This window comes from Pimelobacter simplex, from assembly GCF_900114845.1.
GTDB classification, from domain to species: Bacteria; Actinomycetota; Actinomycetes; order Propionibacteriales; family Nocardioidaceae; genus Nocardioides; species Nocardioides simplex.
In genome coordinates, this window is the sequence record NZ_FOUK01000002.1 from 92,309 (window position 1) to 113,712 (window position 21,404).

At 72.9% G+C, this 21,404-nt stretch carries 17 protein-coding genes and 1 pseudogene; all 18 read right to left on the bottom strand.

Annotated elements, in window-relative coordinates; translation table 11 throughout:
- Positions 1–9: 9 nt before the first annotated feature.
- The gene (locus BM223_RS30030; protein WP_269465048.1) at positions 10–789 is read right to left on the bottom strand and encodes an amino acid permease; all 780 of its coding nucleotides are present in this window, start codon (positions 787–789) and stop codon (positions 10–12) included.
- Positions 790–937: 148 nt separating this feature from the next.
- Positions 938–1,495: pseudogene (locus tag BM223_RS30035) on the bottom strand (amino acid permease); the annotation flags it as partial.
- Between the two features lie 45 nt (positions 1,496–1,540).
- Positions 1,541–2,794: a gluzincin family metallopeptidase gene (locus BM223_RS08060; protein WP_038678555.1), complete on the bottom strand. Its 1,254-nt coding sequence runs from the start codon at positions 2,792–2,794 to the stop codon at positions 1,541–1,543.
- Complete coding sequence (gene dxs, locus BM223_RS08065; protein ID WP_038678553.1) at positions 2,781–4,691, bottom strand: 1-deoxy-D-xylulose-5-phosphate synthase; 1,911 nt, start codon at positions 4,689–4,691, stop codon at positions 2,781–2,783. Before dxs ends, BM223_RS08060 begins: the two co-directional genes overlap by 14 nt.
- 25 nt (positions 4,692–4,716) lie before the next feature.
- Complete coding sequence (locus tag BM223_RS08070) at positions 4,717–5,667, bottom strand: SMP-30/gluconolactonase/LRE family protein (protein WP_038678551.1); 951 nt, start codon at positions 5,665–5,667, stop codon at positions 4,717–4,719.
- The gene (locus BM223_RS08075) at positions 5,664–6,092 is read right to left on the bottom strand and encodes an NUDIX domain-containing protein (RefSeq protein WP_038678549.1); all 429 of its coding nucleotides are present in this window, start codon (positions 6,090–6,092) and stop codon (positions 5,664–5,666) included. Before BM223_RS08075 ends, BM223_RS08070 begins: the two co-directional genes overlap by 4 nt.
- Positions 6,093–6,114: 22 nt before the next feature.
- Positions 6,115–7,416: an aminotransferase class V-fold PLP-dependent enzyme gene (locus BM223_RS08080; protein WP_038678547.1), complete on the bottom strand. Its 1,302-nt coding sequence runs from the start codon at positions 7,414–7,416 to the stop codon at positions 6,115–6,117.
- Positions 7,413–10,238: an Ig-like domain repeat protein gene (locus BM223_RS08085; protein WP_038678545.1), complete on the bottom strand. Its 2,826-nt coding sequence runs from the start codon at positions 10,236–10,238 to the stop codon at positions 7,413–7,415. Before BM223_RS08085 ends, BM223_RS08080 begins: the two co-directional genes overlap by 4 nt.
- 51 nt (positions 10,239–10,289) lie before the next feature.
- A complete protein-coding gene (locus BM223_RS08090) occupies positions 10,290–11,510 on the bottom strand; it encodes a fibronectin type III domain-containing protein (RefSeq protein ID WP_038678542.1) in 1,221 nt (406 codons plus the stop codon).
- Positions 11,507–12,919 (bottom strand): dicarboxylate/amino acid:cation symporter, encoded by a 1,413-nt coding sequence (locus tag BM223_RS08095; RefSeq protein WP_052138525.1) that lies wholly within the window; start codon positions 12,917–12,919, stop codon positions 11,507–11,509. Before BM223_RS08095 ends, BM223_RS08090 begins: the two co-directional genes overlap by 4 nt.
- 220 nt (positions 12,920–13,139) lie before the next feature.
- A complete protein-coding gene (locus BM223_RS08100; RefSeq protein WP_038678540.1) occupies positions 13,140–13,649 on the bottom strand; it encodes a hypothetical protein in 510 nt (169 codons plus the stop codon).
- 8 nt (positions 13,650–13,657) lie between these two features.
- Complete coding sequence (locus BM223_RS08105) at positions 13,658–14,731, bottom strand: DNA polymerase III subunit beta family protein (RefSeq protein ID WP_200887109.1); 1,074 nt, start codon at positions 14,729–14,731, stop codon at positions 13,658–13,660.
- Positions 14,732–14,779: 48 nt separating this feature from the next.
- Positions 14,780–15,454, bottom strand: a complete 675-nt coding sequence (locus BM223_RS08110; RefSeq protein ID WP_052138524.1) for a thioredoxin-like domain-containing protein — start codon at positions 15,452–15,454, stop codon at positions 14,780–14,782.
- Positions 15,451–15,750 carry a thiamine-binding protein gene (locus tag BM223_RS08115; protein ID WP_038678536.1) on the bottom strand — a complete coding sequence of 100 codons (300 nt, stop codon included), beginning with the start codon at positions 15,748–15,750 and terminating at the stop codon, positions 15,451–15,453. Before BM223_RS08115 ends, BM223_RS08110 begins: the two co-directional genes overlap by 4 nt.
- Positions 15,747–16,247: a SigE family RNA polymerase sigma factor gene (locus BM223_RS08120; protein ID WP_038678535.1), complete on the bottom strand. Its 501-nt coding sequence runs from the start codon at positions 16,245–16,247 to the stop codon at positions 15,747–15,749. The genes BM223_RS08115 and BM223_RS08120 overlap by 4 nt, the downstream gene beginning before the upstream one ends.
- The gene (locus BM223_RS08125) at positions 16,234–17,541 is read right to left on the bottom strand and encodes a hypothetical protein (protein ID WP_038678533.1); all 1,308 of its coding nucleotides are present in this window, start codon (positions 17,539–17,541) and stop codon (positions 16,234–16,236) included. Before BM223_RS08125 ends, BM223_RS08120 begins: the two co-directional genes overlap by 14 nt.
- Before the next feature lie 91 nt (positions 17,542–17,632).
- The gene (locus BM223_RS08130) at positions 17,633–18,439 is read right to left on the bottom strand and encodes a nucleotidyltransferase domain-containing protein (RefSeq protein WP_052138523.1); all 807 of its coding nucleotides are present in this window, start codon (positions 18,437–18,439) and stop codon (positions 17,633–17,635) included.
- 86 nt (positions 18,440–18,525) lie between these two features.
- Positions 18,526–21,345: an aconitate hydratase gene (locus tag BM223_RS08135; RefSeq protein WP_038678531.1), complete on the bottom strand. Its 2,820-nt coding sequence runs from the start codon at positions 21,343–21,345 to the stop codon at positions 18,526–18,528.
- Positions 21,346–21,404 lie beyond the last annotated feature (59 nt).

Below are 21,404 nucleotides of genomic sequence, written 5' to 3' on the forward strand. Positions count from 1 at the left end.
GCGGAAAGACTATTCCCCCGCTGTCACCTGCTGCTCGCGGGCGGCGCCGAGGCGGCTGTGCCGGCGTCCGTAGAGGAAGTAGACGACGACGCCGATCGCCATCCAGGCCAGGAACCGGATCCAGGTGTCGCCGGTGAGGTTGAGCATCAGGTAGAAGCACATCAGGGTCGAGACGGCGGCGACGAGCGGCGCGACGGGCGTCCGGAAGCCGCGCGGCAGGTCGGGCCGGGTCCGGCGCAGGACCACCACGCCGATGCTCACCAGCATGAAGGCGAACAGGGTGCCGATGTTGACCAGGTGGGCCAGGGTGCTGAGGTCGACGAAGCCGGCCAGCGCCGCGACCGCGATGCCGGTCACGATCGTGATCCGGTACGGCGTCCCGAAGGTCGGGTGAACCTTGGCGAGCGGCCGGGGCAGCAGGCCGTCGCGGGCCATCGCGAACGCGACCCGGGTCTGGCCGAGCATGAGGATCATCGCGACGACGACCAGCCCGATGCAGGCGCCGATCGAGATGAGGTCGGGCATCCAGCTCACGCCGGCCGCCTTGAAGGCGTCGGCGAGCGGGGCGGCGCTGTTGGGGTCGATGTCCTTGTAGGACCGCACGCCGGTGACGATGAGGCTGACCGCGGAGTAGAGCACCGTGACGATCGCCAGCGAGCCGAGGATGCCGATCGGCACGTCGCGCTGGGGGTTCTTGGTCTCCTCGGCCGTGGTGGCGACGATGTCGAAGCCGATGAACGCGAAGAACACGATCGCCGCGCCGGAGATGACGCCGGCCAGCCCGAACACCGCCGGCTCGAGGCCGAGCAGGCTGGTGATGAGCGGGACGTCGGCGAAGCCGCCCTCGGACTTCGGCGTCGGGGATGAACGGCGTCCAGTTGCTGAGCTTGATGTGCGCGATGCCGACGACGATGACGGCGGCCACCACGACGAGCTTGAGCGCGACGACGACCTGGTTGACCCGGCTCGAGAACTTCGTGCCGCGGATGAGCAGGAAGGTCACCAGGAGCGCGATCACCATCGCGGGCAGGTCGACGACGCCGGTCGCCGCCGAGCTGATCTGCGTGGGCAGCGTGATGTCGGCGATGCTGAGCACCTCTTGGAGGTAGGCCGAGAAGCCCGTCGACAGCGCCGCGGCGCCGACGGTGAACTCGAGCACCAGGTCCCAGCCGATGATCCAGGCGACCAGCTCGCCGAGCGTCGCGTAGCTGAACGTGTAGGCACTGCCCGCCACCGGCACGGTCGAGGCGAGCTCGGCGTAGCAGAGCGCCGCGAGGCCGCAGGCGACCGCGGCGATCACGAAGCTCAGCGCCAGCGCCGGTCCGGCGTTGCTGGCGGCGACGGTGCCGGTCAGCACGAAGATGCCGGCGCCGATGATGACGCCGACCCCGAAGACGGTCAGGTCGAGCGCGGACAGGTCCTTGCGCAGGCGGTGGTCGGGCTCGTCGGTGTCGGCGATCGACTGCTCGACCGACTTGGTGCGGAACAGGCTCACGCGGCGACGTTACCACGATCCGGCGGGGTCATCCCGGAGCGGCGCTCAGCCGCGGTAGGTCGTCGTCATCAGCGTGACGCCGCGCTGGACGAGCTGGGCGCTCGTCACGCCGAGCAGCTCGGAGAGCACCGCGGACTGGTCGGCACCGTCGCGGAGCCGGTCGACGAGGCGGAAGAGGACCTGCTCGCCGTAGACGCTCGCGACGTACTCGCAGACCCACCAGGAGACGGCGTACCAGGCCTCGGCGTCGGGCCCGGCGAACTGGGCGGGGCCGGGCAGGTCGGTGGCACCGGCACCGACGCGGAGCGCGGCGGCCGGCAGCCGGCGGCGGTCGGGGGCCATCGGGCGGACCGAGACGTACTCGGCCACGCCCTCGTTGAGCCACAGCGGGAGGCCGCGGGCGCGGTCGCCGAGGGTGGCGTGGGTCAGCTCGTGGCGGACCAGCCGGCCCAGCACGGCCGGCTGCTGGGTGAGCACCCGCGGGTTGAGGTAGACGCGGTACGACGCCACCCCGCGCGCCGGGTCGTGGGAGTCGGCGGGCACCGCGATGGTCAGCCCGTCGGCGCGGTCCGGGTCGCCGACGGTCTGGCCGGCCAGGCCGCGCAGGAAGGCCGGATCGTGCACGGCGTAGACCACGACGCCGCTGCTCACCGGCGAGTCGTCGGCGGCGACGACGCTGCGGACGTCGTAGCGCCCGCTGCTCGCCGCGTCGAGCACCTCGGCGGCGTCGGCGACCGTCTCGTCGTCGAAGACGCCCAGGACGCCGACCGCCTGCTTCACCCGGACCGGGCCGAGGTCCCAGGGCTGGGCGTTGCCGGGGTGGTCGGTGCTCCACCGGCGGTCGGAGGTCGCGGCGATGACGAGCCGCTGCCCGTCGCTCGACGGCGTGAACCGGAACCGGCCGCGGGTCCGGGCCGGGACGGCGTCGTACCCGTCGAGGCGCAGCACGAGCGTCACCTCGGCCCAGTAGTCGCCGGTCCCCTCGACCGGCGTGATCGTGCTGTCGTCGAGGCGGTAGCGCAGCTTGCCGACGGGCAGCTGCTCGATGTTGTCGAAGTAGACCTGCTGGTCGCCGATCAGCGTCGCGTCGGCCCGGTCGAGGCTGCGCCGGAAGCGGGCGACGTCGTGGCGGCGCAGCCCGGCGGCCCGCAGGTCGAGCGTGGTCTGCATCTGCGCGGCGACGCCCTCGTACGCCGCTCCGGACGACGTCGGCGGTGGCGGGTCGTCGGAGCAGGCAGCCAGCGGGAGCAGCGCCAGCGCGAGGACCGCGACGAGGGAACGCGCCCTAGCGCGTGCCATCCACATCGTGCAGCGCCCGGCCCTCCGGTGCGGTCTCGGCACTGATGTCGTGGAGGATGCCGAGGGCGATCGCGGACGGCGTGAGCCCGATCCGCTCGAGGATGGCGGCGCGCTTGGCGTGGTCGAGGAACTGCTGCGGGATGCCGTGCAGCTTGACCGGCGTGCGGACCCCGGCCTCGGCGAGGGTCTGGAGCAGAACGGCGCCGACGCCGCCCACGACGCCGTTGTCCTCGATGGTGACGACGCGGCGGTGGGTGCCGGCGAGCTCGACGAGCGCGGGGTCGACGGGCTTGACCCAGCGGGGGTCGACGACGGTCACGCCGACACCCTGGTCGACCAGGCGCCGGGCGACGTCGACCGCGATCTCGGCCATCGAGCCCACGGCCACGACGAGCACGTCGCGCGCGCCCTCGCGGACCAGGACGTCGCAGCCGCCGGCCTTGCCGATCGCCTCGATGTCGGCGGGCGGCGGCCCCTTGGGGTAGCGGACGACGGTGGGGGCGTCGGCGACCTCGACGGCCTCGTCGAGCAGCTCGCGCATCCGGGTGGCGTCGCGCGGCGCGGCCAGGCGCAGGCCGGGGACGACCTGGAGCAGCGACATGTCCCACATGCCGTTGTGGCTGGCGCCGTCGTCGCCGGTCACGCCGGAGCGGTCGAGCACGAAGGTGACGCCGCACTTGTGGAGCGCGACGTCCATGAGGACCTGGTCGAAGGCGCGGTTGAGGAAGGTCGCGTAGACCGCGAAGACCGGGTGCAGCCCGCCCATCGCCAGGCCCGCGGCCGAGGTGGCGGCGTGCTGCTCGGCGATGCCGACGTCGAACGTGCGCTCGGGGAAGCGCGCCTGGAACTTGTCGAGGCCGACCGGGTGCATCATCGCCGCGGTGATCGCGACGACGTCGGGGCGCCGCTCGCCGATGGTGACGATGTGCTCGGCGAAGTGGTCGGTCCAGATCGGGCCCTTGGGCTTCTCGGCGCCGGTCTGCACGTCGAACGGGCCGGGCGAGTGGAACTGGTCGGCCTCGTGCCGCTCGGCCGGGTCGTAGCCGAAGCCCTTGCGGGTGATCGCGTGCACGATCACCGGCCCGCCGAACCGCTTGGCCTGGGCGAGCGTCTGCTCCATGGCCGCACGGTCGTGGCCGTCGACCGGGCCGACGTACTTGAGGCCGAGGTCCTCGAACAGGCCCTGCGGCGCGAGCGCGTCCTTGAGGCCCTTCTTCATGGCGTGCAGCGCGTCGTAGGCGGCCGCACCGACGCCGGGCACCGCGGTGAGCCGGCGCTTGACGATGTCGAGGACGTGCTCGTAGCGGGGGTTGGTGCGCAGGCTGGTCAGCGCCGTGGCCAGGCCGCCGATGGTCGGCGTGTAGGAGCGGCCGTTGTCGTTGACCACGATGACGAGCCTGGAGTCGTGCTGGATCGCGATGTTGTTGAGCGCCTCCCAGGCCATGCCTCCGGTGAGCGCGCCGTCGCCGATGACCGCGACGACGTGGCGGTCCTCGCCGCGCACGGCGTAGGCCTTGGCCAGGCCGTCGGCGTAGCTGAGCGCCGTGGAGGCGTGGGAGTTCTCGACCAGGTCGTGCTCGGACTCGGCCTGGCTCGGGTAGCCGCTCAGGCCGCCCTCGCGGCGCAGCGTCCCGAAGTCGGCGGACCGGCCGGTGACGAGCTTGTGCACGTAGGACTGGTGGCCGGTGTCGAAGACGATCTTGTCGCGCGGCGAGTCGAACACGCGGTGCACGGCGAGCGTCAGCTCGACCACGCCCAGGTTCGGGCCCAGGTGACCGGTGTTGGTGGCCACCGTGCGGATCATCACGTCACGGATCTCGGCGGCCAGCTGGGTCAGGTCGTCCTCGCTGAGGGTCCGCAGGTCGCGCGGTCCGGTGATCGTGTCGAGGACAGGCATGGCGTCGATTCTAGGCCGTCGGGGTTCAAACGCGGGAAAGGTCGACCCGGGCGACCGCGGCCTCGTGCAGGCTGCCGAGCCAGAGCGTTCCCTCGTGCTCCCGGACGCCCGTCACCATGTGGTACGCCGTCCCGTGGTCGGCCGGGCGGAGGTCGACGTCGCGCACCAGCCGCCCCTGGTCGTCGTACGCGACGGCGCGCACGGTCTGCTTCGGCTTGGGCTGCAGCGCCTCGGGCACCTTGGTGATCAGCTTGCGCAGGCCCAGCGGTGCGGTGTGGAGCCGCTCGACGAGCGGGTCGGTGGGGCTGGCGATGCTGATCCAGATCAGGCCGTCGGAGCCGCGCGCGATGTTGTCGGGGTAGCCGGGCAGGTCGGAGCAGAGCAGGTCGCGGGTGCCGGCGTCGGGCCCGCTGAGCCAGTGCCGCACGACGGTGCGGGCGCCGGTCTCGGCGACGCAGACGTAGTCCTCGGCCGCCGACAGCGCGACGCCGTTGGCGAAGGCGAGCCCGTCGAGGACGGTGGTGACCGTGCCGTCGGGATCGCGGCGCAGCAGCCGGCCGGTGCGGGTGTGCTGGACGAAGTCGTCCTTCCACTGGTCGATGCCGTACCTGGTCGAGGAGTCCGACCACCAGATCGTGCCGTCGGAGCCGATGGCGGCGTTGTTGCAGAACCTCATCGGCGTGCCGGCGACCCGGTCGGTGATCTGCTCGACGGACCCGGTGGCCGGGTCGACCCAGAGCAGGCCGCGCTGCGCGTCGCAGACGAGCAGCCGGCCGTCGGGGGCGATCTCGATGCCCAGCGGCCGGCCGCCGGTGTGCGCGACCCGGTCGACGGCGGCGCCGTCGGGGCTGATCCGGAAGATGGCGCCGTCCTCGGTGCCGGTGAACACGCAGCCGGCGTCCGGGCCGGAGGTGGCGACGACGACGTCCTCGGCGCCGGGTCCGGGGACGGGGATCACGGTGAGCGGTGCGGTCATCGGAGCAGCTCCTGGTAGCGGTCGGAGGCGAGGAACTCGGGCAGGATCAGGCTCGCCGCCTCGCCGACCCGCAGCGCGGGGAGCGCCGCGGGCTCGACGAAGACGATCTGCCGGCCCTCACCGAGCACGATGTCGGCGTCCGTCGCCGTGGTGGCGGCGGCGTAGACCCGGATCAGGTCGTCGGTGCCGTAGGCCGGGTGCACGACCGGGAACGCGCGCCAGGGACGCAGGGTCGGCGGCTCGAGCTGCAGGCCCGTCTCCTCGGCGAGCTCGCGGTAGGCCGCGTCGTCCGGGTCCTCGCCCTCGTCGACGTGGCCGCCGACCAGGCTCCAGCAGTCGGGCGCGATCGCCGGGTGCTCGTCGCGCTCCTGCAGGAGCAGCCAGCCACGCTCGTCGACGAGGATGACCGAGGCGAAGACGTGCACGCCGTCACCGTAGCGGGTCCGCTCAGCCGGGCCGGCCGATCCAGTGCGGCAGCGGCCGCGGGTCCGGCGCCGGCAGGTGCGCGGCGTCGTAGGTCCAGCGCGGTCCGGTGGTGACCAGCGCGTCGAGCGCGGCGAGCAGCCGGTCGACGTCCGCACTGCTCGTGCCGAGCCCGACGCTCGCCCGGACGGCGGTGCCGCCGTCGTTGAGCCGCGCGAGGAGGGGGTGCGCGCAGAACCGTCCCGCGCGCACGGCGATGCCGTGCTCCGCGGAGAGGTACTGCGCCACCAGCTCGGCCGGGTGGTCCGCCAGCGTGAACGTCGCGAGACCGAGCGTGTCGGTCGCGTCGTCCCACAGGCGGAGCACCCGGAGACCGGGCAGCGCGGCGAGGCCCGTGCGCAGCCGCTCTCCCAGCGCGGACTCGTGCCGAGCCTGCTCGCCGGGGGGCAGCGCGGCGAGGGTCTCGCAGGCCGCGGCCAGCGCGACCGCGCCGACCACGTTGGGCGTGCCCGCCTCGTGCCGGGCCGGGACGGGGGCCCACTCGACGGCGTCGAGCGCGACCGCGCGGACCGCTCCCCCGCCCGCGAGGTACGGCGGCGCGGCCTCGAGCCAGTCCGGCCGGCCGACGAGCACCCCGGCACCGTAGGGGGCGTAGAGCTTGTGCCCCGAGAACGCGAGGTAGTCGATGCCGAGACCGGCCACGTCGACGCGGCGGTGCGGGACGAGCTGCGCGCCGTCGACGGCGATCCGGGCGCCGTGCCGGTGCGCGACCGCGACGAGGTCGGCCAGCGGCAGCACCTCGCCCGTCACGTTCGACGCACCGGTGACGGCCAGCAGCGCGGCCGGCTCCCGGGCGAGCTCGGCCTCGACCGCGGCCACCGTCGCGGCGAGCGTGCGGCCCGCCGCGACGGTCCGCCGGCGCCCGCGCGCCCACGGCAGGAGGTTGGCGTGGTGCTCGACGTCGAGCGTGACCACGTCACCGGGGACCGCGGAGGCCAGCAGGTTGAAGGCGTCGGTCGTGTGCCGGACCACCTGCACGACGTCGTCGGGCCGGGCCCCCACGAACCCGGCCACCGTACGACGGGCCGCGTCGAGCGCCGCCGTGCTGACCGCCGAGCCGTGCCCGGCGCCGCGGTGGACGCTCGAGTAGTACGGCAGCAGCTGGTCGACCCGCTCGGACACGCTGCGCAGCGCCGGGGCGCTGGCCGCGATGTCGAGGTTGGCGTAGGGCGCGCTCCCGCCGGTCACCAGCGGGACCCGGAGGTCCGCGCCGGTGACCGGAAGGAGCGGGCGGACGGCCTCGGCCGTCTGGTCGACCAGGGTCACTTGGTGACCTTGAGCGACGTCGTCGCCGAGGCGGCCGCCTTGTAGGTGGTGCTGCCGGCGTACTTCACGCTGATCTTCCAGGTGCCCTTCTTCAGCTTGGGCAGGGCGACCGTGACGACGCCCTTGGCCAGCGTGCCCTTGACCGTCTTGGTCGTGGCGCCCTTCTTGAGGGTCACCGTGACCGGACCGGTGGCGGCGGCGAGACCCGACGGGACCGTGACGGTGACCCGTCCGGCGCCGGCCTTCTTCGAGGTCGGCTTCTTGGTCACCGCGAACGCCACCTTGGAGGGGGCGATCGACGTCACCGTGTAGGAGACCTGGGTCTGCGAGCCGTTGCGGTCCGCGCTGCCGCCGTAGACGAGCTTGGCCGAGTAGCGCTGGACCGCCAGCGTGCGGGGCAGGGCGAAGGTCGCGACTCCCCCGGTGAGCGTGACGGTCTGCGCCGCGCCCACGCCGGTGAGCGTGACCGAGCCGGTCGGCACCGGGCCGCCGCCGGGGCTGCTGACGGTCACCTTGATGGCGCCCGCCTTGCCGTAGGGGGTGCTCGCCGACGCGGCGCTGCTGATGGTGAGCGCCTTGCCGACGGTCAGCGTGACCGGCGCGGAGGTCGAGGACGCGTAGGTCCCGTCGCCCGCGTAGGTCGCGGTCAGCGCGTAGCTGCCCGCCGGCACGGTGCCCGGCACGGTGAAGGTGGCCGTGCCGCCCTGGACCTGCGCGGTGAGCGCGCCTCCGGGCAGACCCGCGAGGCTGACCTCGCCGGTGGCGCCGGCCGAGACGGTCGCGGTGATGGTGCCGCTCTTGCCGAAGGTGAGCGCCGGAGCTGCGCCGAGGGTGGTCGCCGAGGTCTTCGCGACGACCTTGAGGGTCTGCTCGGTCGACGAGGTCAGCACCCGGCCGCCCGCGCCGCCGCCGTACACGTAGCGGAGGGTGTGGTCGCCCGCGGTGAGCGCCGGCAGCGGGACGTCGATCGGCGCGGTCCGGTCGGGACGCACGTCGGCCTCGCCGATCTTGGTGCCGTCGAGCTGCACCTCGACCGAGCCGCCCAGCGTGCGGTTGCCGGTGAGCGGGGCGAGCGTGGCGCCCGCCGTCCGGTCGGAGTAGAAGCCGGTGAAGGCGGTCTCGACCTGCACCTGGGCGGTCAGGCTGCCCGGGTTCTCGACCGAGACCGACGTGGGCGCGCCGGTGACGGCGACCGTGCTGTCGTAGCCGCCGGCGACACCGGCGACCACGTCGCGGATCTGGTCGATGGCCTCCTTGGCGAAGTTGCGCTGGTTCTGCAGCGCGTTCTGGCCGACCTCGGTGCTGACGTTGACGTTGCCGCGGAGCTGGTCCGGGTCGGCGCTGTCGTAGGTGGCGTCCTTGCCCTGGGTGAACCAGACCTCGGTCATGTACTCGACGTTGCCGGCGAAGGTGCCGCCGTCGGGGTTGGTCCAGTCGCTGCGGATCGCCTGGTCGCGCACGGGCGCCGGCTGGCCGCCCTCGGTGGCGTCCTTGTCGTACGACAGCAGGTGCCCGACCTGGATCTTGCGCGCGAGCTTCTCCTCGCCGCCGACGTAGTACTTCACCGGGCTGGTGCTCTGGGTGCCCGGCTCCTCGCCGAGGACCTTGTACTGGGTCTTGGCGTTGGCCAGCTTCTCGAGGATCCGTCCGTAGAGCTGCGCGGGACGGGTCTTGCGCGAGACGCCGCCCACGGTGCGGAAGGCGTTGTCACGGATGTGCTTGTCGAGCGAGCCGCCGTTGCCGGTCGAGTCGAGCGAGAAGTCGAAGTTGTAGACCTTCTTGATGCCGTAGCGGCGCGCGTACTCGGCGGTCTGCTTGATGATCGCGGCCGTGTTGTGGCACCACGTCCCGCCGAACAGGACGAGGAACTCGCCGTCGCTGTCGAGGATGTTGAGCAGCTCGGGGTAGGTGATGCTCTCGACCCGGAAGTCGTCCTCGTCGCCGTCGGTGAGGTCCTCGTCGGCCTTGAACACGTCACCGCCGAAGCGCTTGCGGTTGGCCGTCTCGGTCGCCGGGTCGGCGTTCTTGACGTAGCGCTCGTAGTGGCGGCGGTTGTGCTCGGTGCTGAGGAAGTCCCACTGGGTGTCGACGTCGAGGGTGGTCGACGTGAGGACCCGCTCGACGTCGTTCTCGTACGCCGTCACGGCGGCCGGCGAGCTCAGGTCGGCCGGCGGGGTCACCAGCGCGTCGACGATCCGCGCGTTGTCGCCGCCCGCGGCGTCGTACACGAAGAGGTAGGGGTGCTCCGGCGCCACCCGGCGGTCGGGCTTCGCGGCGTCGTTGGCGAGCGTGAACGGCGTCTCGGCGTCCTTGCCGAGGTAGTTGGTCACCAGCCGCTCGCCGAGGTCGAGGAACTGGTCCTTGCCCGCGTTGTCGGCGCTCTCGAGGTCGTAGCCGGTGAGGTCGAAGACGCTGAGCGCCTCGCCGTCGAGGTTCGGGTCGAAGTTGTAGATCTTCTCGATGCCCTCGGCCTCGGCGACCTTCTCGATGTGACCGATCGTCTGCTGGAGGTAGGGGTCCTCCGGTCCGCCGATCACGAAGGCCCACTTGCCGGTGTTCTTCTTGAGGAGGTACTCGAAGCGCTCGAAGGTGACCGTCTCGAAGACGCTGCCCTTGTCGAGGGCGGGGTACTTCGCGTCGAACCAGTCGACCGTGGCGCCGTGGGTGGGCGTGGGATAGGTGGTGGGGGCCGCGGCGTGCGCGGCCGCCGGGGCCGCTGCGGCGGCCGTGGCGGGGCTGGAGCCCGCCACCAGCGGGGCGACCGCGAGGGCGGCGACGGTGCCGGCCGCGGCGGTACGCCGCAGGAGGGTGCGGTGGTTCATCGGGATGCTTCGCTTTCGTGTCGTGTCACGTCGTTGGCTGGGGGGTGCTGGTCAGGAGACGTGGGGCACCACCTTGTGCGCGGCCAGCGGGCCGCTCGGGCGGCGGCGGCCGCGGGCGAGGCGCCACACCAGCGAGAGCGCGCCGGCGGCGCCCAGCGCCCCGAGGATGAGCAGCCCGGCGTGGTCCGGGATCGGCTCGGCGTCGTCACCGGTGTGGGCGACGTCGGCGCTCGCCTCGTCACCGCTCGGCGTGCCGGCGGCGGCCGCGACGGTGACCGGGCTGGTCGCCACCTCGGCGCCCTCGAAGAGGACGACGAGCTGGTGGTCGCCCGCGACGACGTTCGCCGGGACGACGACGTCCGCGGTGAAGCCGCCGTTGTCGTCGGTCTTCACCTCGCCCAGCGGGACCGGGTCGGAGTGCAGCTCGAGGGCATAGCCCTCGATCCGCGGCGCGAAGCCCGTGCCGGTCACGGTGACCGTGGCACCGGGTGCGAGGTCCCCGGTCACCGTGACCGTGCCCTGGACCGTCGTCGGGTCGACCCCGACGACGACCGGCTCGGAGGGCGGCGAGCCGGCCGACTCGCCTGCCGCGTTGCGGGCCCACACGGCAGCGCGGTAGCTGCCGGGCTCGACGTTCTTGAAGACGTAGGTGAGCGTGTCGGCGTCCGTCTCGACGGCCTCCTGGCCGGTGAACCGGATGAGGTAGCCGGTGACCTGCTCGATCTCGGCGTTCGGCGAGGCGGCCCACGAGACCGTCACGGTCTTGCCCTCGACCGTCAGCGTCGGCGCGGCGAGCGCGCTCGGCGCTCCGGCGGCGACCTGCTCGGTGGCGCCGGCGGAGGGCGTGGGGCTGAGCGGGTCGGTGGTGCCGGTCCCGGTGCCGGTCCCGCCCGTGCTGCCACCGCCGGTGCCGCCGGTGCTGGGCTTGGTCGGCTTGCCGCCGGGCTTGGGGGTGGACGGCGACGGCGTGGGCGTCGGGGTCGGCTTCGGCGTGGTGGGCTTGTCGCCCTTGTAGCTGTAGCTGCCGGCCGGGTACGACGTCTTGCCGTTGCGGTTCGGGTAGATCGGGTGCTGGTTCTCGTCGAGCTCGCAGTCCTGGATCCACAGGCAGGTCACGTCGTCGAGGCAGGGGAACTCGTCGCCACCGTCGACCCAGCCGTCGGCGTGCGCGGCGGGCGCCGGGCCGAACGAGACGGCCAGGGTCGCCGCGATCGCGGCGGCGGGCAGCAGGGAGAGGATCCGGAGTGATCGGAGGGATCGCCGGGTGGTCATGCGGTTGCTCCTTGGGGGGTGGGGGTGGGCAGGGCGCAGGCCCCGATGGGGACGCCCGGGTCCGAGTCGATGAGCTCGCCGGAGATGTCGTCCGGGACGACGAGGCCGTCGAACACGGCGTCGTCGAGACGGCCCTCCTGGCGGGCGACGATGGTGGCCGCGACGGCGGCGGACGTGACGTTGTCGAGCGTGCGTGCCATGTCGGCGACCATGCTCACCGGCAGCGTGATCGCGACCAGCTCGAGCGGGAGGCCGGCGGCCGTGAGCACGGTGGTCGCGGTGATGGTGGCCGTGCCGGGCACGCCCGCCGTACCGACGGAGACGATGACGCCGAGCAGCACGAGGACGACGTAGTCCTGGATGCCCCACGAGATGCCGAGCGCGTTGACGCCGAAGACCGCCAGCAGGATCGGCCACACGCCGGCGCAGCCCGGCATGCCGATGGTGGTGCCGAGCGGAGCGGTGAAGCCGGCGATGTCCGAGGGGACGCCGATCCGCTCGCGCAGCAGCCGCGTGGTGACGGGCAGCGTCCCGGCGCTGCTCTGCGTGGTGAACGCGGTGAGCTGCGCGGGCACCATCTTGCGGAAGAACCGGATCGGGTTGACGTCGCCGAAGACCCGCAGCAGCACGCCGTTGATGACGTAGGCGTGGAAGAAGCAGGCGAACCACGCGAGCCCGAGGACGCCCAGCAGCGAGACCATCTGCGACCACTGCCCGGCGGCCCGGGCGGTCGCGACCGCGGTGAGCGAGAGGACGGCGTACGGCGTCAGGGCGATCACGAAGCCGACCGCGCGGTAGATGATCTCGCGCAGCGCGTCGATGAAGCCCTTGAACGGCGCGACCGTGGCGGGCGCCTTCTCCGCGACGAGCGCGTAGGCGACGGCCAGCATGACGCTGAACAGGATGATCGGGATGACGTTCGTCTCGGCGATGTCGGCCACGATGTTGGTCGGGAAGAAGTCGATGAAGACCTCGCTGAACGGCTTCTTGATGTTCTCCAGCGCCGACGTGTTCGTCTCGCCGATCTTGATGTCGGCGCCCTTGCCGAGGCCCAGCTCGAGCGCGAGGCCGAGCGTCAGCAGCACCGCCAGCGCGTTGAGGCCGAGCAGCCAGCCGACCGACCGCGCCCCGATCGTGCGCAGCTGCGCCGTGGTGCCCAGCGAGGTGATGCTGGAGAGGATCGAGACCATGATGAGCGGCGCCACGATCGCGAGCAGCAGGTTCAGGTAGACCTTGCCCACCGGCTCGACGTAGTCGAGGTGGCCCTCGAAGACCACCCCGACCCCCACACCGAGCGCCAGTGCGCCGATGGTGAGCAGGCTGAAGTTCACCTTCACCCGGCCCAGCACGTAGATCCCTGCGAACAGCCCCAGCGTCACCAGCAGCGCGGCGACGTCGTACCCGCCCATCGAAGTCCCTCCCTCGGCAGGCGCACCCGTTCGCCCTTTTGTTGATTAACTTGATTGACTTAAAGCCTAGGGGGTCGCGGAGGGTGCTCCTGACCAGATCGCCCAAAATGCGAGCAGCCATCCCGGATTCCGGGATGGCTGATCGGTTTCGCCTATCGGGGCGTCGGTCCTGGGACGCAGGTCCTAGGTCGTTCGGAGGTGAGCGGCGCTCACGGGTGCGTCACCGCGGCGCACCGGGCGCCGACGCCCGGCGTGCGGTGTCGCGGCGGGCGACGGCCTCGCGGACCTCGGCGATCGCGGTGCGGATGGTGTTGCCGTAGGTGTCGTCGGCCAGGACGCCGGCGTGCTGCTCGCCCTGGTGGAGGTGTTCCGCGGCGGCGTCGAAGGAGCCCAGGCGGCGGAGGTTGTCGGCGACGTTGAGGTGGAGGCTCGGGTAGAAGCCGGCGACCTGGAGGCTGGCGTGGTGCCGCTGGGTGCGCTCGTCGGTGAGGGCCTCGGCGGCGTCCAGGGCGCGGACGTCCCAGATGAGCGCCTCGGCGGGATCGTCGTGGAGGTCGGCCAGGTAGTGGGCGAGCGTGCAGCGGTGGAACGCGTCGCCGGCGGCGCCGATCCGGCGCCAGAGGGCGAGCAGGTCGCGCCGGGCCGAGTCCGGGTCACCCTCGTGCCCGAGGGCCACGGCGTCGCCGATCGCCTCCATGGTCGGGTCGGGCGCGGCGGCGGTATCGGTCATGAGTGGGCTCAGTCCTTGTCATCGGGGGTGGGTGTGCGGCAGGGCATGACGAGCGTGGTCAGGTCACCGTCGTCGGCCGACCGGACCGTGGCGGGCTGGTCGGGTCCCCGGACGTCGAGCATCACGTCGTTGCCGAGCGCCTGGCTCACCGCGGGGTACAACGTCGTCAGCTCGAACCAGAGCGTCAGGTCGGGGCCGGTCGCGGCGCCGTCCAGGTCGACGGCGGCGTCCGGCAGCAGGACACTCGGCCGGCCGTCCGCGACCCGCAGACCGAGCTTCGCAGGCGCTCGCTCGAGCGCCCTGAGGAGCTGCTGCGCCTCGACGGTGACGCGATGGGTCACCGCCGGGAGCGACCCCATGAGGAGCCTGTGGTCGGGGAAGACGTCCGTCAGCACGCGGCAGTGGATCACGGTGCCGTCGGCCGTGCGGAAGCCCAGGGTCTGCTCGCCCGCGTCCAGCGTCACCGCGTGGCTCCGCCGGAGCCGCGAGGCCGCGGCCCGCAGGTCGTCTCCGGCGAGCGTGCCTGCCCACGAACCGGCCGACGGCCGGCTGGGCACCAGCGTCCGCGTGGCGAGGCGGTAGCGATCGGTGGCGGTGAGCGACACGGCGTCGGGACCGGCTTCCAGGCGCACGCCGCCCAGGACGGGGACCTCGGGGTCGTGGGCCGTGGCAGCCAGGACCTGGTCGACCGCAGCCGCGAGGACCGGGCCCGGCAGCACGCACAGGGTGAGGCAGGCGCTCTCGCCGAGGGAGGCCTTGAGCGCCGCTGCTGCCTGCTGGGCGCTGTGCGCCTCGGCGGCGACCCTGGCCGCCTGGTCGTCGATCAGCCGCGCCGCCTCCGCAGCGCTGGCGGCGAAGAACCTGCCGATCGTGGGCAGCGGCATCCCGATCTCGCGCAGCTGACGCACCCGCAGGGCACGCGCCAGCTGCGGCTCGCTGTAGAACCGGTACCCGCTCAGCGGGTCGACCCGCTCGGGACGAAGCAGGCCGGCATCGTCGTAGAACCGCAGCGCGCTCGCCGTCAGCCCGGCGCGCCGGGCGAACGCGCCGATCGACATCAGCTCGGGATCGGGATCAGCCACCGGAACATCGTCGGGTCTCAACCAGATCGAAGGTCAACCCCGAATCGCCTAGACGACGGGCCCGCCGGGCGGCGCGAGGTCACCCGGGTCGACGCCGCCGTTGCAGGAGGCGAACGGCTCGGGCGCGGTGTCCCCCGCGCCGTACTCCTGGACGAAGAGCGGCAGCCGCGGGTCGTCCGGCCCCTTCAGCGCGAGCTGGCGGCCCCAGACCGTCACCACGACCGGGGCGTCCTGGTCCGGGTAGGGCGAGAGCAGGCCGTTGTCCGGCAGCGCCTCCGTGAGCGCCCGGACGCCGGCCGCGTCGACGTCGTCGGGGCGGTAGGTGATCCAGGTGGTGCCGTGCTCCAGGTCGTGCACCGCGTTGACCTCGGGCAGCGGCTCGTCGTACGCACCGCACTCGATCCAGACCGGCGCGTGGTCACCGCCGACGGGCGGCGACTGCGGGTAGTCGTGCTCGGCACCCGCGGCGAGGTGCCGGAAGGTCAGGCCGTCGTACGAGCGGACGGAGGAGAGGTCGTCGTCGCCGCCCGCGGACGCCGCGGGGGCGTCGTCGTCACGGGTCAGGAGGACGGGGACGAGCACGGCCGCGCCCACCACCAGCACGGCGGCCAGCACGGCCAGGACCACCGGCCCGGTGCGGGCCCGGCGGCGCGGGGGCACGGGCGGGTGGAACGGGGGCGGCGGCGGTGGGTAGGGCGGCGGCGGGAAGAGCGGCTCGCTCACTCCCCCAGCGCCCTCTCGACGCGCTCGACCTTGGCCGTGAGCTCGCCCTCGAAGCCGGGCCGGATGTCGGCCTTGAGGACCAGCCCCACCCGCGGGGAGACCGCGGCGACGGCGTCGACGGCCCGCTTGACCACGGCCATCACCTCGTCCCACTCCCCCTCGATGTTGGTGAACATCGCGTTGGTCTCGTTGGGCAGACCCGACTCGCGCACGATCCGGACCGCGGCCGCCACCGCCTCGGAGACACCGCCGGTGTCGTCGGCGGCGGAGGGGCTGATGCTGAACGCGACGATCATGCTCGAACGGTATCCACCGCCTCCAGCCGGAGCCGGGCCAGGGCGTCGCGGGCCTGCGACTTCACGGTGCCCACCGAGATCCCCAGCACCTCGGCGGTCTGCGCCTCGGTCAGGTCCTCGTAGTAGCGCAGCACGATCACGGCGCGCTGCCGCGGCGCGAGCCGGTCGAGCGCCTGGCGCAGCACCATCCGGTCGTCGACCCCGTCCTGCGCGCGGTCGGCGGCCACCCGCTCGGGCGGCTCCTCGGTCGCCACCTCGCGCCAGCGGCGCCGGCGCCAGCGGTTGACGCTCTCGCGGGCCAGCACCCGGCGCACGTAGGGGTCGGGGTGGTCGGCGATCCGGCCCCAGGTGCCGACGACCTTCAGCAGCGCGGTCTGGACGAGGTCCTCGGCCGCGTGCGCATCGCCGGTGAGCAGGTACGCCGTGCGCAGCAGCGCACCACGGCGGGCGACGACGTACGCCTCGAAGGAGGCCTGGAGGTCGTCAGCGCCGGGCACGACGCCTCCCGAGCACACCCGCGGCGACCAGGAGGACGACGAGCAGGCCGACAGCACCCAATTGCCAGGGCCGCCGCGGGTCTCCGGCCCGGTCCGGCGCGACGCCGTCCACGAGCGGGTTGGCCCACAGGTCGGCGGCGAACCGGGGAAGGCTGTCCAGCTCACGGTCGAGGCTCAGCCCCAACCCGGTCGCGCGACCGGTGACGATGTCGACCTCGACCGCGCGCCCGTCCGGGAGCTGGCGCACGACCAGGTGCCGCGGGTCGCGCCAGCCGAGGATCTCGTCGACGTCGATCCCCGGATCCAGCTGGCGCAGGGCGTCCGGGCGCGGCCCGGCCCAGAGCCGCCAGGGTGTCCCGTCGGCGCCCGCGAGGTCGATCGCGGCGAAGGACCGGCCGTCCGGCCCGTAGACCGCCTGTCCGACGTCGAAGCCGCTGCGGACCGAGGTGGTCCGGCCGGTCGCGGTGTCGAACGTGAACGTCTCGCCGCCGCGCGACCACACCACCCCGGACGGCGCCCGGCCGGGGATCGGCATCCAGTAGTGGCCGGCCGGCTCGGCGACGGTCGGCTCGCCGGTGGTGACGTCCCACACGACGAGGGAATCCTGCCGCGCGCCCTCGGACCCGGTCAGCGAGTACGTCGTCTCGAGGTGGCGCGAGTCGCCGCTGAAGGTGAGCTCGGAGGCCACGCCGCCGCGGATCACCGGGTTGTCCGGGTCGTCGAGCAGCGTCGTGCGGCCTGTCACCGTGTCGTAGACGCCGAACCCGATCACGCGCGGCTCCCCGCGCCACGACTCGTGGCGCTGGTAGCCGACCTTCGTCCCGTCGGGCGACAGCGCGAGCGCGTCGGCGTAGAACGGCCCGGCGCCCGCGCCGCGGAGGTCGAGGTAGACCGCCCTGCCGTCGACCGCGGACACCCCGAAGACGGCGAGCGCGGTCCGCACTCCGCGCAGACCGGTCGCCTCGTTGCGCTGCGCCAGGCCCACCACCGCCAGCGGCCCCGGCGCGCCCGTCTCGTCGGTCCCCGGCGCCCACGGGCCGGGCGCGTGCACCGCGCGCGGGAGGTGCAGCTGCCCGAAGGGCACGTCGACCGGCGCGGGCGGCGGCGCCGCCGGCTGCAGCCGCACCACCGCCGCCAGGACGGCGACGACGGCCACCGCCGCGACCACCGCGCCGATCCGGGCCGCCTGCCGGCGCCGCCGGCGCCGGACGCCGCGCCCCCACAGGCCGGGGTCGGGCCGGCCGGCCGGCGCGTCGTCGGCGAGGTCGGACAACAGGTCGTGCAGCGTGCTCATGGGTCCTCCGCAGGTGATCTCACCACCTCTCACGCCACGAGCGCCGCAGAAGGAGGGGTGTGCCGCGGGGAAAGGTTCCGGCCGACGTCGCTCAGGCCGGCGGCGCCCACCGCTCGAGCAGCTCCCGGAACCCCGCCTCGGCGCGCGCCCGTCGCGCCGGGTCCGGCACCGTGACGCCGTCCGCCTCGCCGTCGAGCACCTCACCGACCCAGGCCGCGATCGCGCGCGGCACGGGCGCGGTGCCGAGCTCGCGGGTGCGCGCCTTGAGCGCGCGCAGGCGGTCCAGCTCGGCCGCCACGTCGTCCGGCACGCCCACCTCGGCGAGCAGCGCGTCGACGGCCATCGGCGGCACCCCCGCGTGGGCGTCGAGCCAGCGCAGGGTCAGCGCCGGGCGCACCGCGTAGAAGACCCGCTTGAGCCGGACCCGGTCGCCGTCCCCCTCGGCGGCGTGGGCCCACTGCGCCCGAGCCACGTGCGCGTAGTGCCGGCGCAGGGCCGCCGGATCGGCGACCTCGGCCACGAGGGCGAGGAGGTCGTCGCGGAAGTCCGGGTCGCCGTCGTACACGAGGGGCGAGCGGAGCCACTCGCCGACCGTCGCGTTGCCGGCGGTCGCCAGCCGGACCGCCTTGGCGAGGTCCCAGCCGTTGACGTCGAGGACGGCGTCCAGCGGGGTCTCGATGACGTCGCGCTGCGGCCACAGCGCCAGGTAGGCCGGGACCGGGCGCACGAAGAGGAAGCGGCAGTCGTAGTCGCTGTCCGGCGAGGGGAAGCCCCAGGCCCGGCTGCCGCTCTCGATCGCCCACACGACACGGACGCCGTGCTCGGCCGCCACGCCCGCGAGGCGCGCGTCGACGGCGGCCACGGCGCTGGGCGCGAAGGACGGCGGGATCGTGCGCATGCCGGCACGGTACGGGAGATGCGCGACGGCCCGCCGCTCCCTTCCGGGAGCGACGGGCCGTCGTGGTGGAGCGGGTCGAGCAGGTGTCAGCCGCGCAGCAGGTTGCGCAGCACGTACTGCATGATGCCGCCGTTGCGGTAGTAGTTCGCCTCACCGGGGGTGTCGATGCGAACGACCGCGTCGAACTCCACGCCCGTGTCGGTGGTGACCTTCACGGTCGAGGGCGTGGTGCCCTCGTTGAGCGCGGTGATGCCGGAGAAGGAGAAGGTCTCCTCGCCGGTCAGGCCGAGCGACTCGGCGTTCTGGCCCTCGGGGAACTGCAGCGGGATGACGCCCATGCCGATGAGGTTCGAGCGGTGGATGCGCTCGTACGACTCGGCGATGACGGCCTTGACACCCAGGAGCGAGGTGCCCTTGGCGGCCCAGTCGCGCGAGGAGCCCGAGCCGTACTCCTTGCCCGCCAGGACGACGAGCGGGATGTCCGCGGCCTGGTAGTTGACGGAGGCGTCGTAGACCGTGGTGACGGGGCCGTCCGCGACGGTGAAGTCACGGGTGAACCCGCCCTCGGTGCCGGGCGCGATCTGGTTGCGCAGGCGGATGTTCGCGAACGTGCCGCGGATCATGACCTCGTGGTTGCCGCGGCGCGAGCCGTAGGAGTTGAAGTCGCGCGGACCGACGCCGTTCTCGGTGAGGTACTTGCCCGCGGGCGAGTCGGCCTTGATCGAGCCGGCCGGCGAGATGTGGTCGGTGGTGACCGAGTCGCCGAGCTTGAGCAGGACGCGAGCACCGGAGATGTCGGTGACCGGGGCCGGCTCGTCGGGCATGCCGTCGAAGTAGGGCGCCTTGCGGACGTACGTCGAGGACTCGTCCCACGTGAAGGTGTTGCCCTCCGGCGTGGGGAGCGAGCGCCAGCGCTCGTCGCCCTTGAAGACGTCGGCGTAGGAGTCGGCGAACATCTGCGAGTTGATCGCACCGGCGATCGTCTCCTCGACCTCGGCCGGCGAGGGCCAGATGTCGTTGAGGAAGACGTCGTTGCCGTCGGTGTCCTTGCCCAGCGGGTCGTTGAACAGGTCGACGTCCATCGAGCCGGCGAGCGCGTACGCGACGACCAGCGGCGGGGACGCCAGGTAGTTCATCTTGATGTCGGGGCTGATCCGGCCCTCGAAGTTGCGGTTGCCCGAGAGCACCGAGACGACCGCGAGGTCGTGCTCGTTGACCGCCGCGGAGACCTCGGGGATGAGCGGGCCCGAGTTGCCGATGCAGGTCACGCAGCCGTAGCCGACGAGGTTGAAGCCCAGCTTGTCGAGGTACGGCGTGAGGCCGGCCTTGTCGTAGTAGTCGGAGACGACCTGCGAGCCGGGCGCGAGCGTGGTCTTGACCCACGGCTTGCGGGTCAGGCCCTTCTCGACGGCCTTCTTGGCGAGCAGCGCCGCGCCGATCATGACCGACGGGTTGGACGTGTTGGTGCAGGAGGTGATCGAGGCGATCGTCACCGCACCGTGGTCGAGCGTGAAGGTGGTGCCGTCCTCGAGCGTGACCTCGACGGGGGTCGAGGCCCGGCCGCCGTCGGTCGCCGCCGCGGAGAGGTGCGCGTTGGGAGCGGCCTCACCGTTGGACTGGGCCGGGTCGTGCGAGGGGGCGTCCGAGCCCGGGAAGGACTCCTCGACCGCCTCGTCGTAGCCCTTGGTGTCCTGCACCTCGCCGGCGTAGTCGACGAGCGCGGTGCGGAACGACTCCTTGGCCTCGGAGACGAGGACCCGGTCCTGCGGGCGCTTCGGGCCGGCGATCGAGGGGACGACGGTCGCGAGGTCGAGCTCGAGCTTCTCGGAGTAGCGCGGCTCGGCGGCCGGGTCGAGCCAGAGGCCCTGCTCCTTGGCGTACTTCTCGACGAGCGCGATCTGCTCCTCGGAGCGGCCGGTCAGGCGCAGGTAGGTCGTGGTCTCCTCGTCGATCGGGAAGACCGCGATGGTCGAGCCGAACTCGGGCGACATGTTGCCGATGGTGGCGCGGTTGGCGAGCGGCAGCGCTGCGACACCGGGGCCGTAGAACTCGACGAACTTGCCGACGACGCCGTGCTTGCGGACCATCTCGGTGATGGTGAGCACCAGGTCGGTGGCGGTCGAGCCGGCCGGCAGCTCGCCGGAGAGCTTGAAGCCGACCACGCGCGGGATGAGCATCGAGACCGGCTGGCCGAGCATCGCGGCCTCGGCCTCGATGCCGCCGACGCCCCAGCCGACGACGCCGATGCCGTTGACCATGGTGGTGTGCGAGTCGGTGCCGACGCAGGTGTCGGGGTAGGCCAGCAGCTCGCCGTCGACCTCGCGGGTGAAGACGGTGCGCGCGAGGTGCTCGATGTTGACCTGGTGGACGATGCCGGTGCCCGGGGGGACGACCTTGAAGTCGTCGAAGGCGCCCTGGCCCCAGCGCAGGAACTGGTAGCGCTCGCGGTTGCGCTCGTACTCGATCTCGACGTTGCGCTGGAAGGCCTCCGGCGTGCCGAAGACGTCGGCCATCACGGAGTGGTCGATGACCATCTCGGCCGGCGCGAGCGGGTTGATCTTGGTGGCGTCGCCGCCGAGCTCGGCCATCGCCTCGCGCATGGTGGCGAGGTCGACGACGCAGGGCACGCCGGTGAAGTCCTGCATGATCACGCGGGCCGGCGTGAACTGGATCTCCTTGTCGGGCTGGGCGGTCTCGTCCCAGCCGGCGAGGGCCTTGATGTCCTCGGCGGTGATGTCCGCGCCGTCCTCGGTGCGGAGCAGGTTCTCGAGCAGCACCTTCAGCGAGAAGGGCAGGCTCTCGACATCGAGACCCTCACCCTTGACCGCGTCGAGGCGGAAGATCTCGTAGGACTTGCCCTCCACGTCCAGGGTGCTCTTGGCGCCGAAGCTGTTCTTGCTGGCCATCGCGTCTCCGTCCTCGTCGACTGAATCGTTGTCGGTAGGTCTCTCGTTCATCCTGCCGC

What these genes read in the sequence shown, in the direction of transcription:
- BM223_RS08085 (WP_038678545.1), bottom strand. Translation starts at nt 10,238, where the DNA reads ATGAACCACCGCACCCTCCTGCGGCGTACCGCCGCGGCCGGCACCGTC.
- BM223_RS08070 (WP_038678551.1), bottom strand. Translation starts at nt 5,667, where the DNA reads ATGACCGCACCGCTCACCGTGATCCCCGTCCCCGGACCCGGCGCCGAG.
- BM223_RS08090 (WP_038678542.1), bottom strand. Translation starts at nt 11,510, where the DNA reads ATGACCACCCGGCGATCCCTCCGATCACTCCGGATCCTCTCCCTGCTG.
- BM223_RS08060 (WP_038678555.1), bottom strand. Translation starts at nt 2,794, where the DNA reads ATGGCACGCGCTAGGGCGCGTTCCCTCGTCGCGGTCCTCGCGCTGGCG.
- BM223_RS08100 (WP_038678540.1), bottom strand. Translation starts at nt 13,649, where the DNA reads ATGACCGATACCGCCGCCGCGCCCGACCCGACCATGGAGGCGATCGGC.
- BM223_RS08115 (WP_038678536.1), bottom strand. Translation starts at nt 15,750, where the DNA reads ATGATCGTCGCGTTCAGCATCAGCCCCTCCGCCGCCGACGACACCGGC.
- BM223_RS08095 (WP_052138525.1), bottom strand. Translation starts at nt 12,919, where the DNA reads ATGGGCGGGTACGACGTCGCCGCGCTGCTGGTGACGCTGGGGCTGTTC.
- BM223_RS08130 (WP_052138523.1), bottom strand. Translation starts at nt 18,439, where the DNA reads ATGCGCACGATCCCGCCGTCCTTCGCGCCCAGCGCCGTGGCCGCCGTC.
- BM223_RS08125 (WP_038678533.1), bottom strand. Translation starts at nt 17,541, where the DNA reads ATGAGCACGCTGCACGACCTGTTGTCCGACCTCGCCGACGACGCGCCG.
- dxs (WP_038678553.1), bottom strand. Translation starts at nt 4,691, where the DNA reads ATGCCTGTCCTCGACACGATCACCGGACCGCGCGACCTGCGGACCCTC.
- BM223_RS08135 (WP_038678531.1), bottom strand. Translation starts at nt 21,345, where the DNA reads ATGGCCAGCAAGAACAGCTTCGGCGCCAAGAGCACCCTGGACGTGGAG.